We start from the raw sequence: 16,566 nt of genomic DNA on the forward strand, positions 1-16,566 counted from the left end.
ATAGAAATTGTCTTTATTTACTTATCCAAGAACTTTATGTCCCGGACTCTTTTTTTATCATTTTATTAACCCCATGAAATTATTACTTACTTTATCCCAATCATGATTTATACACATTCAAATGCTTTTGGGATTAGGAATTTTTTTAGTTCAATCGATATTGTATTTACTGATTATTTTAGAAGGTTATAGAACTCTTCTATCGCTAATTGATTGTATTCTTGAGCGTTAAACGTCTCATAATCGGGTGTTTGATGTTTGATAAAACGCTCTAAGCCGTGCTTAATATCATTGACATCATGACTCACTAACATCCCATACTTACCATTGTTTAATACATAACGATTCGCAATGATATCCGATGCCAATACATTCATACCAAGTGATAGTGCTTCAAGTAGAACCATTGATTGGCCTTCATAATAAGACGTTAATGATAAAACATCTGCTTGTTTCATAATATAGAATGGATTTTTTCGTTGTCCTATTAAAAAGACATGCTGTTCTAACTTCAACTTACGAATTTGTTGTTCTAATTTATGTCTTAATGGACCTTCTCCCATAATATATAATTTCGTATTAGGATAATGCACGATAACCTTGCCAACCGCTTCAATTAATAAATCAAAGCCTTTTTCAGGTGATAAACGGCCAACCGACACAATTTTAAAATCATCCTCTTTAAAAGGTACCGACGTCACTTTCCCTTTATTCAAACTGACGAGCACCGGTACATTATTTTTCTCAAATTGGTCAGCATTATCTAACACGGATTGCGATATTTTACTTAAATTAATTGTGTTTCTTGACGCTACAAATTTCTTATTTAATGCTTTTTTAGCAATATTGTGCATATTTTGTTCTTTTGATGCATCAGAAACACATACCAGTTTATCAAATTGATCATACAATGTGATCAAACCTTTTAAATTTTGATAATGCGGTTTCACACCGTTGACGATTTTCTCCATGTCCGCTTTGATATCACTATGAAGGTAGACCAATTTACGTTTAGCAGTCGTAGCTAAAATAAGATTCGCCCAAAACATAGAATACCCACTGAAATCTATCGCATAATCAAATTGACTTTCACCTAATATTTTACGCATCTCACGTTCATATACATGTTTTGGATATAAGAAACGTTCTAATGCACTTATTAGCCCTCGTTGTCTGACGAAGTCTACTTTATACGTCTCTTTTAACGACGCTGCTAATGGGCCAACTCTTAAAATAATTCTTACATTTTGGTTAACATTCTTCAGGTTATTCAAGATCTCTTCATTATTGCTTCTATTCGTAAATAGCGTAACGTCATATTGATTATAATCAATATTCTCTAATAAATTGATAACAGAAGAGGTAATACCATTATTTTTCATCCCACCAGGATAAATTAATAGTCGTTTTTTAGCACATTTCTTTTTCTTTTTACGTTTATGTTTTGAGGTGAATACTCGCTCAATCACCTTATCAGTAACATTTCCATCATCTAGATACGCATACGTATTTTTGAACGTTTGATAGTTATGTTGCACCTTACTTAATTGATATGTTTTCTGTTGTATCGCTTGTACAACATCATCAATGGTATGCACAACCGGTCCCGGTAAATCCTGAGCATTGATATACATTCCTCTTTCAAATTGATATGCTTCGTAGTCAGGTGTATAAAAGACAATGGGTTTATTTGTGACTAAATAATCAAAGAAGATACTTGAATAATCCGTTATCATTAAATCAACAAATGTCAATATTTCATTTGTATCAAAATAATCTGGAATAAGATAAGGTTTTAGTGCTTCATTTTTACTTGCTTTTTTATAAATAAATGGATGTACCTTTACTAATACTTGATAATCGAGATGATGTTTTAATTTTTCAACTTCTTCGACAATATGATTTAAACTTTCCTCAGGCGTGTTGACATCATCACCTCTCCAAGTAGGACAATATAACAATACTTTCTCATCAGTAATATCAATGTATGATCTTAATTCATTAATGAGCATTTTTGAATCACTATTCAATGTAAGATCTATTCTTGGATACCCAATTTCTAAAATTTGCCCACCATAAATATTGTCCAATCTAAATGCCCTCTCAAAAATGTCTGACGTATGGCGATTAGGACTTATGATATAATCACTCGATAAAAAGTTTTTAATAATATTTTGCGAACCACGTAAGCCATTTTCAAGGTCTAGACCCATATATTTGAGTGGCGTACCATGCCATGTGTTCACATAAATTTGATCAGGCTTTTTAATGAAATAGGCTGGAAATGTTGAGTTGTTAATTAGATACTTACATTCGGTTAGTGCCCTTATATACTCTGGAGATTCTTTAATCACGAATTCAATATTTTTGTATTTCTCAAATTTCTTTTTATAAAATTCTAGCGTTTCGGTAGTGTCGACGACCCATTTATGCGTATATTTACGATATTTGGGATGATGAATCAAACGTTTAAAGATAGCATATGGACTATCTGTAATACTCTTCCCATCTCTTACTTGATATAGAATATCGTATTGTTTAACTTTATTCGCTTCATAATTGTGCGCATAACGCATTATTTTACGTGTATATGCTGAGTTATTTCTTCTTTGTAAAGGCGTCGTTATAAATTTAAATTTACGTCGACTTTGATTTTGTAAAAATGTCTTCAGTGCCATATTCATTTTCCTTTCTAAGTTGTATTTCATTCTCTTAAGTTGATGTCATAAAATGAATGCGTTGAATTACACTTTGATTCTTAAGTATGTATGGAGATGAACTCCAATATACAGTCTAAATATATTATATCATTTATTTATATTATATATTATTAAAATAATACGTTTTATATATTAAATTTTTAGATACAAAACCTTTGAGTCACTGGACGACTCAAAGGTTATCTATACCTGATTGATTCATGACTATTTAGGTGCATCTCTTTCATCAATTTCTCTTATTACTTTAGCAGGCACACCCGCAACTAGGCTATTCGTTGGTACATCTTTAGTCACTACGCTTCCCGCTGCAATAACTGAGCCATCACCAATCGTTACACCAGGTGTAACTACAACATTGCCACCAAACCAAATGTTATTCCCAATTGTGATAGGCTGGGCCAACTCTAAACCTGCATTACGTTCTTTAGGTGTTAATGGATGATGGGCAGTATAGAAGCCACAAGATGGACCTATAAATACATCATTACCAATCGTGATGCCACCTCCATCCATGAAGTAACAATTACTATTAACAAAGATGTTCTTACCTAATTTAACATTCCACCCATAATCTGTATCAAAGGGACTATTAATTGTAATATGCTCTAATTGGGCGCCAAATAATTCAGTTAAGATTGCTTGTCGTTTGCTATCATCACTTGGTCGTGTGTGATTAAAGTCATAACATAAATCTTTAGCTCGTATACGTTCTGCTTCTAAATCATTATCAAAATTCGCATCATACCATTCATGTGCTAACATTTTTTCTTTCTCTGTCATCGTACTCACTCACCTTCTTTCAATTGTTATCATAAAGTTTAAATGAATCATGACGCTTTTGCACTGAAATTCCCTTTCCATTAGAGAAATGCAGACTTTATGTCTAACAACAAAAAAGCCGAGAGTGAGACAACATTCTTTTTAAAACGTCTACCACTCCCAGCTTGCTTTGCTTGTAGTATTTCTTGGTGAAATTCTCTTTGCTGGGCCCCACTAGAACTATGAAATGCGTGGCTTAAGTGTCTTTTCAGTTCAGTCAGCCATTGCGAATTTCCAAAATAGCATTATTAGATTATTTATGTCTCAGACCATAACCATGACGTCTTAGACATTAAATATGATAAAGCTTCCATTTACGTTGTAATATAGTCGCCACCATTAACATGAATAATTTGGCCTGTGATATATGAGCTATCTGCATTTGTTGCAAGGAACACATAGGCTGGCGCAAGTTCTGCAGGTTGTCCACGTCTACCCATTGGTGTATTGCCACCTTGATTTTCCACTTTGTCTTCATCAAAGGTAGCTGGAATTAAAGGCGTATAAATCGGTCCTGGCGCTACACCATTGACGCGTATATTTTTCTCCATTAGTGTTGTAGCTAATGATCGTGTAAATGAAACAATCGCGCCTTTAGTTGAAGCGTAATCAATTAAATGACCTGAACCACGATATGCTGTTACACTTGTTGTGTTAATAATCGTATCGTTATCACTTAAATATGGAACGGCTGCTTGTGATAAGAAGAACATACCAAATATATTAGTTTCGAATGTCTCTTTAAATTGTTCCGGCGTTATGTCCATAAAATGGTCTTGTGGATATTGAACAGCACCGTTATTTACTAGAATATTTAATCCGCCAAATTCTTGAACCACTTGTTGCACTAAATCTTTAGATTGCTGTGCATCTTTTAAATCATGTGCATACGCTTTAGCTTTAACACCGATGTCTTTCAAACGTTGAACGGTTTCCTCAGCATCCTCATGCTCATCATAATAACCAATTGCTACATCCGCGCCTTCTTTAGCAAATAATATCGCAACAGAACGACCAATACCTGAGTCACCACCAGTAATTAATGCGACTTTACCTTGCAGTTTACCTGCCGCTTTATAGTCATCTAGCTCTGAAATTGGTCTAGGATTCATATCTTTCTCAGTACCTGGTTGATGATCTTGAGTATAACCTTTAATTTGCTTATGAAATTCTAATAAATTCATTCGTTACCACTCCTTATCCATTTACTTAACCGTTCCCACTAATGTCTCATTTGAAACAAAGTTGTTATCTGTTTATCAGCGTTCCATTTCATTACAACTTTAGAATGATAGGAAGTCAGTTCCTTGGTCTCATGCATTTTAGTACGAAACCTTATATAATTAAATTAAACTTCTATTAAAGATATAACTTAAGCCACTAACGAGAACATACAGATAAAGGAGTGCGACACTATGCGAGGTTTATTTAAAGGTATTATTGCATTACTAATCATACTTGGTATTGTAAAGACCTTCCAAGATCATGATGTAATGAACGAAGCGAACTATTATTACAATCAAGCTAAAAATGGCGAATTAGTTCAAAATATATCCAATTTGGATTTTAATAACTATAAAGATTTAAATTCAGACCATTTTAAACCATCTGATTTTTTCTAAAATAACGATATCAACCACACAATAGAATGATATTTTGGTAATAAGAAGACATTCAAGTGCATGATGAATTCAGTCCATGACTGCTCATATACATTTGTAGTCTAAGAAATAGACTTAATATGTGCCCTTCAAAGTAGACATTGAAAAATGAACACTTTGGAGGGCACTTTTTTATTCAAAAGCAGAACAGAAACATTGACTTGAATACCCTAAGGGGGTATATTATGTATGAATTGTAATGGAGGTGTCCTAATGAGCAATAAACAACATACTACATTGAATATTACCGGTATGACTTGTGCCGCCTGTTCTAACCGTATCGAAAAGCGATTAAACAAAATGGATAATGTTAACGCACAGGTTAATTTAACGACTGAAAAGGCGACAATCGAATATGATTCAAATGACTATGAAATCAATGACTTCGTTTCGACCGTTCAAAAGCTTGGCTATGATGTAGTCATAGATAAAGCTGAATTAGATATAAGTGGCATGACTTGTGCTGCTTGTTCAAATCGTATTGAAAAAGTATTAAATAAAACTACAGGTGTCAAACAAGCATCTGTCAATTTAACGACTGAGCAAGCCACGGTAGCTTACTATCCCGGTCAAATCGATTTAGATACTTTAATAGAACGCATTAGAAAGCTAGGTTATGATGCGCAACCTAAACAAACTGAAGAAGATCAAGCTACGCGCAAACAACGCGCATTGAAACATAAGAGAAACAAATTAATCATCTCAGCGATTCTGGCATTACCGTTACTCATGACAATGTTCGTTCATCTCTTTAATATGCATTTACCAGATATCTTAATGAATCCTTGGTTCCAATTTATACTTGCGACACCTATCCAATTCATCATTGGTTGGCAATTCTATGTTGGCGCTTATAAGAACTTGCGCAACGGTGGCGCTAATATGGATGTGCTTGTCGCATTAGGCACTAGCGCTGCTTACTTTTACAGTATTTATGAAATGATCAAATGGTTAGCTGGTTCGACACATATGCCTCACCTATATTTTGAGACAAGTGCTGTGCTGATCACGTTGATTCTTTTCGGAAAATACTTAGAGGCACGCGCTAAATCGCAAACAACACATGCATTAAGTGAATTACTGAATTTACAGGTAAAAGAGGCACGCCTCATTGATGACAATGGCATCGAACAAATGGTACCTCTGAATCAAGTTAATGTGAATGATATCTTGTTAATTAAACCAGGTGAAAAGATACCGGTTGATGGTCAAATCATCAAAGGTGAAACCGCTATAGATGAGTCAATGTTGACTGGTGAATCCATGCCCGTTGATAAGCATATTGATGATGCAGTGATCGGTTCAACGATAAATACAAATGGTGTAATTACAATTAAAGCCACTAAAGTTGGAAAGGATACTGCCCTTTATAACATTATTAAAGTTGTTGAAGAAGCTCAAAGTTCTAAAGCACCTATTCAACGTTTAGCTGATATCATATCTGGCTATTTCGTGCCAATTGTAATTGCTATCGCATTATTAACTTTTCTCATTTGGATTACCATCGTTCATCCTGGTCAATTTGAGGATGCACTCGTTGCTGCGATATCCGTTTTAGTTATTGCTTGTCCATGCGCGCTTGGATTGGCGACACCAACGTCTATCATGGTTGGTACAGGTCGCGCTGCTGAAAATGGTATTTTATTCAAAGGTGGCGAGTATGTCGAACGCACACATCAAGTTGATACGGTTGTGTTCGATAAAACAGGCACATTGACTCATGGTAAACCAGAAGTTACTTATTTAGATGGGGATGAAGATACACTAGCTTTAGTGGCCTCCGCTGAAAAGAACTCTGAACATCCTTTAGCTACTGCAATTGTTAACTATGCTGAACAACAACATGTGCAATTGGTAGACGTCACTGATTATCAAACATTACCTGGCCACGGTATACAAGCGATAATCGATGGGACTCAGTTACTTGTCGGCAACAAAAAATTGATGCTAGCACATCACATCAACATAGATACGATGAAACAGAAGATGACACATATGGAAGCTGATGGTCAGACCGTAATGTTAATTGCATACGGTGGTGAACTTAAGGGCATGATTGCTGTTGCAGATACAGTTAAACCTTCTGCCAAAAACGCCATCCAACAACTATCAGCTATGCATATTAAAACGGTTATGCTAACTGGTGATAATGAACGAACTGCACGTGCGATTGCCAATGAAGTTGGTATTGACCAAGTCATTGCCGAAGTTCTACCACAAGATAAGGCACAACATATCACGCAATTACAAGAACAGCAGCATAACGTTGCTATGGTAGGTGACGGTATCAATGATGCCCCTGCACTGGTTAAAGCAGATATTGGTATTGCAATGGGAACGGGCACTGAAGTAGCAATAGAAGCTGCAGATATCACCATTCTAGGAGGCGATATTCAGTTAGTACCTAAAGCCATCCACGCGAGTCATAAGACCATTCGCAACATTAAACAAAATTTATTTTGGGCATTTGGATATAACATTGCAGGCATACCTATTGCAGCAATGGGATTACTCGCACCATGGATAGCTGGCGCTGCAATGGCCTTAAGTTCAGTTAGTGTTGTAAGTAACGCTTTACGACTAAGACGAATGAAACTATAATTTTAAAGCATTTCTATTTTATTTCTTTGTTTATTAAAAAGGAGTAAAATATGGGTATATACTATTAAGAACGTCGGAGGTGATCATTATGATTAATAAAGTAATGAATGTTGAAGGCATGAGTTGCGACCACTGCAGAAACGCTGTGGAATCAGCACTAGCTAAATTAAATGGTGTTACTTCAGCTGAAGTAGACTTAGACAAACATCAAGTTCGCGTCGATTATGACGAAGACAGAGTATCAGTTGAACAAATGAAAGAAGCCATTGAAGATCAAGGCTACGATGTAAAATAAGGTCCGGACAAAAGCGCTTAGGATTTAGGCGAATTCGAAAAGTGAGCAAAACTGCTTCTCAAGTTTTGTCGAGCTTTGAGTTTTTCGACAAAAATCCTGCTTTTGGTAGGCCGTCAATAAGGTCCGGACAAAAGCGCTTAGGATTTAAGCTAATTCGAAAAGTGAGCGTTCGTGTTAGCAAAATATAAGGAGTTGAGTCTGGGACATTGAATTTTTAAATAATTCTGTCCCATTCTCAACTCTTTTTTTAATTCACTCTTAATTTAGTCGTCCCTGTATTCATGACATCAATGACTGCATCGAGTGCATCCACAATCAAGTTCTTAACTGCCGCATCAGTATAAAAAGCGATATGCGGTGTTAACCAGATATCTTCTCTAGCAATTAATTCATCTAATAAATCATCATTAATTGCTTTGTCACGATAATCTCCAGGGAATAATCCACGTTCATGCTCATATGTATCTAACGCAGCACCTTTAATGTGTCCGCGATCAATGGCATCTAGCAATGCTCGTGTATCTACAATTGATCCCCTAGCCGCGTTGACAAATACAGCGCCTTTTTTAAATTTAGAAAATAATGCTTCATTAAAAAGATGCGGATTATATTTTGTTGCTGGAATATGAACTGTGACAATATCAGCATCCTGCAATGCGTCTTCTAATGTATCTTTATACGTAACATACTGTGCAACTTGCTCATTTGGAAATGGATCATATGCAACAACACGACTACCATACCCTTTGGCAAAGATTCTTGCTGCAATGGAACCAATACGTCCAGTTCCGATAACCGCAACCGTTAAGTCACTGATTGAACGTGACAAGATTGAAGGTTCTCATCTAAAATCATATGCTTGAAGTTTACGTTGAATGTCATTTTGATTTCTAACAATATTAATTGCTTGTGTCACGGCAAACTCTGCAATGGAACTTGGTGAATAAGACGGAACATTAGATATGATAATGCCGTATTGTGTAGCTAAATTTAAATCATACGTATCAAACCCAGCACTACGTTGCGCAATATGTTTAATCCCGAAACGTTGAAGTTTCGCAAATACTTCTTCAGATATTGGATGTTGTTGAGATAAAGATAACCCATCAAATCCTTGAACACTATCCACATTATCTTCCGTCAATATCTCTTTGTTTAATTCTATTTCAACCTTATGTTGTTCTGCCCATTCTTCAATATAAGGAATATCTTCATCACGTACACTCATCATTTTTATTCTAGTCATTATCTATCATCCTTTCTCATGTTCGTCTTAGTGTTATACGTTATACAAATTAGATAACGATGCGAGTCGATTCGCCGCTTCAGTCAATAAATCATCCTCCAGTGCCAAAGAAATGCGCACATAATGACGCCCATTGTCTCCAAATGGAATACCTGGTGCTACTAGGATGGACTGCTCTTTTAATAAATATTGTTCGAACGATTCACTATCGTAACCCGGTGGCGTTTGAAGCCATGAATAGATACCACCTTTAGAATGCACAAATGGTAAATTTGCTTCTTTTAATCGCTTCTCAAAAGCATCACGACGTCGTTTAAATGTGTCATTTTGTTGATCCAAAAAGGTATCATAATGATTCAACGCATACGTTGCTGCATCTTGAAGGGCACCAAACATACCCGCATTCGTATGTGTCTGATATTTCTTTAGTGCTTGTATCATGTCTTTATTCCCTACCGCAAAGCCTACTCTGAAACCTGACATGTTATATCCTTTTGACAATGAAAAAATTTCAATGGCTACTTCCTTTGCATCTTTAGAAGCAAGTATACTTGGGTTCTTTGCATCAAATCCAAATGCACTATATGCAAAGTCATGAACAATCTTTGTTTGTGTACCTTTAAATCTTTGAATTGCTTCATCAAACACTTCTTTAGTAGCTGTTGATCCTGTAGGATTATTTGGGTAAGTTAAATAAATTAATGACGTATCCGCTAATGTTTGTGCATCTACTTTGCGCCAATCTGGCAAGTAATCTGGTGGGTCCAAATTAAGTGGTACTGGATTGGCATCAGCAAGCAAGACACCAGCAAGATAATCTGTATAACCAGGATCTGGCAATAACACATTCTCTCCAGGATTAACAATACATGTCGGTAATGCCACTAAACCGTTCTTTGTACCATAAAGTATGCACACCTCGTCTTCTTTATCTAACGTGACACCGTATTGGCGTTGATAAAAATTAACAATCGCTTCTTTAAATGATGCTTTACCATGAAAGGCACCATACTTTTGATTCTCTGGAATTCGAACTGCTTCTGCAAAATGATCAACAATACCTTTAGGCGTTTCACCATCCGGTATGCCCACTGCCATATTGATTAACGGCAATGGACCATGTTCAACTTTACGTCCCATTGTCTTACCAAAGTAACTATCTGGAATATGCGCTAGCTTATTTGAAATTGTCATGATTTACCCCCTTACAAAATTAAAAAGCTATATATCACGCTCAAAAGAGAGTGACATATAGCTTAGTTATAACTATGACACTTATCTTTGAGGTATCCCTCTTTGGAATTAGCACAGTACTTTTATCTTTTAAGTCTGTTGCTGAAGTTTCATCGGGCCAAATCCCTTCACTTCTCTGGATAAGTCTATTGAATTAATATTCATTGTATCAGTTCAATAATGATTGTCAATATTTATAATTTTCTGATTCATTTACTTTATGGAGATTATACACCATGATTAATATCTTCAAGCATTGCTTCTGCCGTAATTTTAGCACTCGTTAGAACGATTGGTACACCTGCCCCCGGATGTGTACTTGCACCTGCAAAGTATAAGTCTTTGTAGTCTCTTGAAACATTGGCTGGTCTGTAATAATTACTTTGTGTCAGCGTTGGCATGAGTCCAAATGCTGAACCGAACTTAGCATTGTAGCGTTGCTCAAAATCAAGCGGTGTAAAAACCGTTTCAGATACGATATCTTGACGGACATCTTTAAGTGCTTTAATCGTTTCAAGTTTGTTATAGATGACGTCTTTCGCCTTCTCGACTATCGTGGGGTCATGCCAGTCTATTTGGCCTGTTTTTAATTCAGGGACTGGCATCAATACGTACATACCTGTCTGACCCTCAGGTGCTAATGCTTCATCTTCCACAGATGGGAAGTAAAGGTATAATGATGGATCATCTGGCATCTTTCCACCAAAGATATCATCAATATTACCTCTAAAATCTTTAGCGAATACCACGTTATGGACATGCAATTTATCACGTAATTGACGATTAATACCTGCATAAATTAAAAATGCTGAACATGAATAATCCATGTTATCCACCTTTTCAGGAGAATAGTGCTTTAATGGTGCGTGCTGAGGCATGAGATGTTGTGCCACATATGGGAAGTCGGCTGTACATAGTACTTTGTCGAAACGTCGAATATCACCATTAACACGTAAGCCATCTGCACGCTTAAATTTAGGATCAATGATGATCTCTTGCACGTCTGCATTGAGTTCAACATTGACACCATAGTCTTGACCAAGCTGTAATAAGCCTTGGGCTAAGCCATACATGCCACCTTTGATATAATGGACGCCATGAACCATCTCAATCATAGGTATAATAGAGTAAATTGATGGACCTTGTTTCGGATCAATACCGATATATAATGTCTGAAATGCAAGTAGCTTGCGTATTTTTTCATTAGATACATAATTATCTATTAATTGATTCGCATTGTTAAACGTCTTCAGTTTAAGTCCACGATATAACGTTAATGGATTATAAAATTCGCTTGGCTTACGGAACGTGCGCTCAAGGAAATATTTACGCGCTACCTCATAACGTTTATATATATCCGTTAAAAACTGCATAAACCCTTGCGTTGAACCTGGCTCTATCTCTTCTAGCGTCTGGCTTAGTTGTGCCAAATCCGTCGATACACTTACTTTATCTTTATCTGAGAAATAAATATCAAAAATATGTGTGAGTGGTTTCATATCGACATAATCTTCGAAACGTTTGCCACATTCTTCAAATACTGCTTTATAAACATCTGGAACCATCACTATGGTCGGTCCCATATCGAAGGTAAAACCATCCTTCTTAAATTGACTCATACGGCCACCGACTTGTTCATTCTTTTCAAAAATGGTTACTTGATGACCTTGCGCGGCCAATCGTGCGGCAGCTGCTAAACCGGTAACACCAGCACCTACTACTGCTATGTTCATACATCTCACCTAATCTTTATATTTTTTCTTTAAGTTGCGGTAGATTTTATGTTTTTTCCATTTAGAAACATATGCGCGTTCTTTCAATGAATATGATGATTTACGTACCTCAGTTAGTATACCGCGATAGACTTGAGCTGCTAACTCAATAATCATACGAGATTCTTCATTATAAACATCGAGATGATTCAATACCATATCGTAGTTATTATCCGCTAGTGTCGCATAGAATTCCCAAATTTTGATGTAATTGTCAGAGGGTTGATCGCGTTCCATTTCATCTGCAATTGAAACATTAAACTCATTTAAGCGTGCTTTACTAAAGTAAATACGCCCGTTTCGATAATCTTCGCCAACATCACGTAGTATATTCGTTAGTTGAAGCGCCTCACCTAATTGCTTACCATACGCATAAGCTTCGTCTGATGACGGTGGCGTTGCCAAAATAGGAATCAGTAATACGCCAACTGTTCCTGCTACCCCATAACAATAATCGAGTAGACCACGATCTGTTTCAAACATCTCGAAGTGTTGATCGGCTTCTACGGTGTCAATTAAGTCATAGAGGGCTTGGTAATTCATTTGGAAATGTGTCGCTGCATCAGCAAAAGCCGTCATAATGCGTGCATCACTTTCAAATGTCGTTATTGTTTGATGTGCAATAGATTCAACATCACGATGAATCTTATGTAAATAATCCACGTCTTGATGTACATCGATACTATCATCAACGATTCTGCAAACAGCATAAATTGCCCATATTGCGCGTCGCTGTTGCTCAGGTAACATATCAAAAGCATATGAGAAACTCTTAGAGTAATCTTTCATAATTTGATGACAATATTGATAATTTTCTTCTAATGTGCTCATGGAGAACCCCCTGCTAAATATTATTTAATATTAAATCGTCGTCCTTTCCATTTTACCTGTTTTGTGTAATGGATGTGACGAAATGAATTGATAAAAATTAAAATAAACACTAAAAATAATATCGGATGACAAATCAAGACTAAAAGCGAAAAATTACCTACTCTACGATGTAAACGGCTGAATTGTAGTGTATACAAACCATAAGATAGTAGCGCTCGTCTAAATGACAATCCATGTTTAAATAAACTGAGTATTAATGCACTGAATGAGGTGATACTACCTATCATCCATAACATGATTAACATCATAATATGTGGTTGTGTTGACGATGCACCTACCGCCAAGTGCTTCGTCCATCCTTCTATGAGCGTTTGAACGCCTGATTCATACATTCTAAAATTAACGTAGCCCTGACCTTCAACTTGAGTCACTGGCAACTGACAACGTTGAAACGCTTTGCCTAAAGCAAATCCTTCAATGATTTGTGACGCAGCATTTTTATGGCCTTGTGTCTTAATATAATCCGCTTTGTTCATGACGGTTACCGGGCCAAATGCTAATGCATCACCCTTTGCTTTAGCTAAAGTTGAAAATGTATTTGTACCTACAATTGTCATTAGATTAAACACTGCCGATAAGTGTTCATAAGGTTTCCGCACACTATGATACGGTTGAATACTTAGTAAACCACGATAATGTTGTTGTGCATAAGTCTGAATCATTGCTTCTAATGCATCATCATTTTGAAATGTTACATCTGCATCCATAAATACAATGATGTCTGATGTTGTGTGGGCAACACCTTGATAACATGCATATGACTTACCAACCCATGTAGGCTCATGGCTATCATATGTCACATTATACACGTTTGCGCCCATTTTTCGCGCAATTTCAGCAGTGCTATCATTTGAATCATCATCCATGACGATACATTCAACTTGTAGTGACTGTTGTGACAAACTATGTAATAACTTTGGCAATCTTTTTGCTTCATTACGCGCTGGAATGATTACACTTATGCTTTGTCTACAGTCCCCTACACGTGTCTTATCAAATGACAATAGATGCCGGCGATTATACATTAAATAACCACTGACTAACGATAAACCTATACTTCCATGAAGCAGTGACGCTAATTTTGTCATACTTGTATTACCTCTAATCCTCTGAGTCATTCGTAAGCGCATGTTCAAGTGCATTAATTTTATCCGCGACTTGTTGACCGCTTAACGTCACCATCGGCATCCCACCACCAGGATTAACGGATCCTCCAACAAAGAATAAATTATCAAAGTATTGACTTTGTTTAGGAAACTTAAATCCTTTATTTTTCTTCTTATCTGCCACTACCCCATAAATGGCACCTTTATTCGAGTGATAGGTTTGTTCAATATCATGCGGTGTCCAAATATCTTCATATACAATATGTTGACGTAAATCTGTAAGCCCCATACGCTCTAATTTATCCAAGACACATGCTCGAAATTCATTATATTGTTCTTCAGTGAATGGTTGCTCTTGAATGTACGGAATATGTGGTAACACTTTTAAATTTTCATACCCTTTTGGCGCTTGCGCCGGATCGGATTTATTCGAGTTTACTAAATAAATGGTTGGGTCTTGTGGTAAGACTTTGTCATGGAACACTTCTCGATAATTACGCTTTGAATCATTAGAGAAAAGGAAATTATGATGGGCCAATTGAGGATAGGTTTTGTCTACACCTAAATGCATAACATATCCGGACGCTGCGGGCTCATAAACCTTCTCTAATTGCGCTAATTGCTTATTTGAAAAGTGTAGTAAGTCACGATAAGTTGGTATGACTTCTCTATTAGAAACGATGTAATCAGCACTTACATGTGAACCATCATCTAATCTAACGCCTGTAACATGATTAAAATACGTATCAATACTACGTACATCTTTGCCAGTATGAATTGTCACACCTTCTTCAACAGCTAAGCGCTCCAATGCACGCGCAAGGTGGTGAATGCCACCATTGACATACCATAACCCTTGTTCATATTGCATATGGATTAACATTGTTAACACGGCTGGTGCGTCATAAGATGAAGAACCAACATACTTAATGAAATAACCTAGCATATCTCTTAACTCTGGCTTTTCGACGTAACGATTGATGGCTTGTTGCATTGTTGAGAAGTAATCCACACCTTTGACTGAACGCAATGGACCTTGATATCTGATAATTTCCGAAATCGTATCAAGCCCAAGTGCGAAATAACCTTCTTCAGTGAAACGATGAATATGCGCTGCATAATCCATAAATTGGTGCAATTGTTTGATATCCTCATCCGTGAGTTGACTGTTGTTGAGGCCCATTTGTTCTAAATCTTCATATAAATCTATAACTTTACCATTTGTAAAGAAACTACGCCATTGCAAAGGTAAGCGTTCAATCGTAACGTAATCTTTCATTTGTTTCTTACTATAGCTGAATAATCTTTCAAATATCCATGGCATCGTTAAAATAGATGGACCCAAGTCAAAACCAAATCCGTCTGCTTCAAGTCGATTGACTTTACCACCGATGTGATCATTTTGCTCGTAAAGTGTGACATTAAAGCCACTTTGTGCAAGACGAATCGCAGCTGATATACCGCCTAATCCACCGCCAATAATGATAATATTTTTATGTGACAAGTCTATTCACTCCGTTTCACTCTGCGTTGATAGTACAATTCTAATCTTGGACGATTATAACGTTGCGTCAGTATAATCGGTAAATTAGCGCAAATAACATAACTCATATTGATAAATTGTATATATTTAGGCGCTTTTACAAAAATAATCACTGGTATCATTGATAACCAATGCACAAGCTCTGCCCGACGCATTTCTACAATCATTATATGTATGTCTTCTAATTTAAAAGAAGCTAGTCTCTTTTTATTATAAATATGATGATTGAATCTAGCACCTTCTGGAATGAAGCGTTTCCACTTATTAATACGCAATAGTGTATTCCATAAAGCGCCATTCTTTTCCCACGACCATATTGTAAAAACCTTGTCATATTTCACAAATAAGGATGACGGGCATCGTAACATCAAATAAGATATTGATAATTGTGTGGTTGTCCAGAACACACTATGTATTAAGCCTAATTTCAATACTTTCCATAATGACATAACATTCAACACTTTCGACATAATAATTGTTCTAATATCTTCCCTATAAACCTCATCGGTAAACGTTATGCTACAGTGTCTATTAAAAAATCAAAACCACCCGTGTGAACGGGTGGTTTGTTCTACGGCTATAAGCCTTCCTTACTGGCCAGCCCTAAAAGGGCGCTGACAGGTCAGCCAACTGCACTACTTTCCCAGCACCCCTAAAGGGGTACTATTGTGTTCGTCTT

At 36.5% G+C, this 16,566-nt stretch carries 12 protein-coding genes, 1 pseudogene and 1 riboswitch; of the genes and pseudogenes, 3 read left to right on the forward strand and 10 right to left on the reverse strand.

What is annotated here, in order from left to right; genetic code table 11:
• Nucleotides 1-173: 173 nt before the first annotated feature.
• The 3 genes from KA858_RS11250 to KA858_RS11260 all read right to left on the reverse strand — a co-directional run bounded on the left by KA858_RS11250 (nt 174) and on the right by KA858_RS11260 (nt 4,723).
• Nucleotides 174-2,678 (reverse strand): glycosyltransferase, encoded by a 2,505-nt coding sequence (locus KA858_RS11250; RefSeq protein ID WP_210135729.1) that lies wholly within the window; start codon nt 2,676-2,678, stop codon nt 174-176.
• A gap of 246 nt (nt 2,679-2,924) precedes the next feature.
• Entirely contained in the window at nt 2,925-3,500 is a 576-nt protein-coding gene (locus KA858_RS11255) for a sugar O-acetyltransferase (RefSeq protein WP_210135730.1), read from the reverse strand.
• A 353-nt stretch (nt 3,501-3,853) separates the two neighbouring features.
• Complete coding sequence (locus KA858_RS11260; RefSeq protein ID WP_210135731.1) at nt 3,854-4,723, reverse strand: SDR family oxidoreductase; 870 nt, start codon at nt 4,721-4,723, stop codon at nt 3,854-3,856.
• 231 nt (nt 4,724-4,954) lie between these two features.
• Here KA858_RS11260 and KA858_RS11265 point away from each other — a divergent pair, with 231 nt between their 5' ends.
• From KA858_RS11265 to copZ, 3 genes are all read left to right on the forward strand, one after another.
• Entirely contained in the window at nt 4,955-5,161 is a 207-nt protein-coding gene (locus KA858_RS11265; protein ID WP_210135732.1) for a hypothetical protein, read from the forward strand.
• 252 nt (nt 5,162-5,413) lie between these two features.
• Complete coding sequence (locus tag KA858_RS11270) at nt 5,414-7,801, forward strand: heavy metal translocating P-type ATPase (protein ID WP_210135733.1); 2,388 nt, start codon at nt 5,414-5,416, stop codon at nt 7,799-7,801.
• Nucleotides 7,802-7,889: 88 nt separating this feature from the next.
• The gene (gene copZ, locus KA858_RS11275) at nt 7,890-8,096 is read left to right on the forward strand and encodes a copper chaperone CopZ (RefSeq protein ID WP_053028858.1); all 207 of its coding nucleotides are present in this window, start codon (nt 7,890-7,892) and stop codon (nt 8,094-8,096) included.
• Nucleotides 8,097-8,343: 247 nt separating this feature from the next.
• On the opposite strand, the pseudogene KA858_RS11280 reads toward copZ, so the two are convergent.
• The 7 genes and pseudogenes from KA858_RS11280 to KA858_RS11310 all read right to left on the reverse strand — a co-directional run bounded on the left by KA858_RS11280 (nt 8,344) and on the right by KA858_RS11310 (nt 16,336).
• Nucleotides 8,344-9,342 (reverse strand): annotated as a pseudogene (locus tag KA858_RS11280) (D-lactate dehydrogenase).
• Nucleotides 9,343-9,375: 33 nt separating this feature from the next.
• Nucleotides 9,376-10,536, reverse strand: coding sequence for an aminotransferase class I/II-fold pyridoxal phosphate-dependent enzyme (locus KA858_RS11285; protein ID WP_210135734.1), 1,161 nt, complete (start codon nt 10,534-10,536; stop codon nt 9,376-9,378).
• Nucleotides 10,537-10,614: 78 nt separating this feature from the next.
• Nucleotides 10,615-10,722: riboswitch (SAM riboswitch) on the reverse strand.
• Between the two features lie 80 nt (nt 10,723-10,802).
• Nucleotides 10,803-12,308 (reverse strand): phytoene desaturase family protein, encoded by a 1,506-nt coding sequence (locus KA858_RS11290; protein WP_210135735.1) that lies wholly within the window; start codon nt 12,306-12,308, stop codon nt 10,803-10,805.
• Nucleotides 12,309-12,317: 9 nt separating this feature from the next.
• The gene (locus KA858_RS11295; RefSeq protein WP_210135736.1) at nt 12,318-13,178 is read right to left on the reverse strand and encodes a phytoene/squalene synthase family protein; all 861 of its coding nucleotides are present in this window, start codon (nt 13,176-13,178) and stop codon (nt 12,318-12,320) included.
• A gap of 20 nt (nt 13,179-13,198) precedes the next feature.
• Nucleotides 13,199-14,326 carry a glycosyltransferase family 2 protein gene (locus KA858_RS11300; RefSeq protein WP_210135737.1) on the reverse strand — a complete coding sequence of 376 codons (1,128 nt, stop codon included), beginning with the start codon at nt 14,324-14,326 and terminating at the stop codon, nt 13,199-13,201.
• 13 nt (nt 14,327-14,339) lie between these two features.
• Entirely contained in the window at nt 14,340-15,848 is a 1,509-nt protein-coding gene (locus KA858_RS11305) for a phytoene desaturase family protein (protein ID WP_210135738.1), read from the reverse strand.
• A gap of 2 nt (nt 15,849-15,850) precedes the next feature.
• Nucleotides 15,851-16,336, reverse strand: coding sequence for a glycosyl-4,4'-diaponeurosporenoate acyltransferase CrtO family protein (locus KA858_RS11310; RefSeq protein ID WP_210135739.1), 486 nt, complete (start codon nt 16,334-16,336; stop codon nt 15,851-15,853).
• Between the last annotated feature and the right edge of the window lie 230 nt (nt 16,337-16,566).

It is taken from the genome of Staphylococcus sp. GDX8P80P (assembly GCF_017893095.1).
Taxonomy (GTDB): domain Bacteria; phylum Bacillota; class Bacilli; order Staphylococcales; family Staphylococcaceae; genus Staphylococcus; species Staphylococcus borealis.

Excerpts from the sequence above, each read along its gene's own strand:
- KA858_RS11250 (WP_210135729.1), bottom strand. The coding sequence starts at position 2,678 with ATGGCACTGAAGACATTTTTACAAAATCAAAGTCGACGTAAATTTAAA.
- KA858_RS11255 (WP_210135730.1), bottom strand. The coding sequence starts at position 3,500 with ATGACAGAGAAAGAAAAAATGTTAGCACATGAATGGTATGATGCGAAT.
- KA858_RS11260 (WP_210135731.1), bottom strand. The coding sequence starts at position 4,723 with ATGAATTTATTAGAATTTCATAAGCAAATTAAAGGTTATACTCAAGAT.
- KA858_RS11265 (WP_210135732.1), top strand. The coding sequence starts at position 4,955 with ATGCGAGGTTTATTTAAAGGTATTATTGCATTACTAATCATACTTGGT.
- KA858_RS11270 (WP_210135733.1), top strand. The coding sequence starts at position 5,414 with ATGAGCAATAAACAACATACTACATTGAATATTACCGGTATGACTTGT.
- copZ (WP_053028858.1), top strand. The coding sequence starts at position 7,890 with ATGATTAATAAAGTAATGAATGTTGAAGGCATGAGTTGCGACCACTGC.
- KA858_RS11285 (WP_210135734.1), bottom strand. The coding sequence starts at position 10,536 with ATGACAATTTCAAATAAGCTAGCGCATATTCCAGATAGTTACTTTGGT.
- KA858_RS11290 (WP_210135735.1), bottom strand. The coding sequence starts at position 12,308 with ATGAACATAGCAGTAGTAGGTGCTGGTGTTACCGGTTTAGCAGCTGCC.
- KA858_RS11295 (WP_210135736.1), bottom strand. The coding sequence starts at position 13,178 with ATGAGCACATTAGAAGAAAATTATCAATATTGTCATCAAATTATGAAA.
- KA858_RS11300 (WP_210135737.1), bottom strand. The coding sequence starts at position 14,326 with ATGACAAAATTAGCGTCACTGCTTCATGGAAGTATAGGTTTATCGTTA.
- KA858_RS11310 (WP_210135739.1), bottom strand. The coding sequence starts at position 16,336 with ATGTCATTATGGAAAGTATTGAAATTAGGCTTAATACATAGTGTGTTC.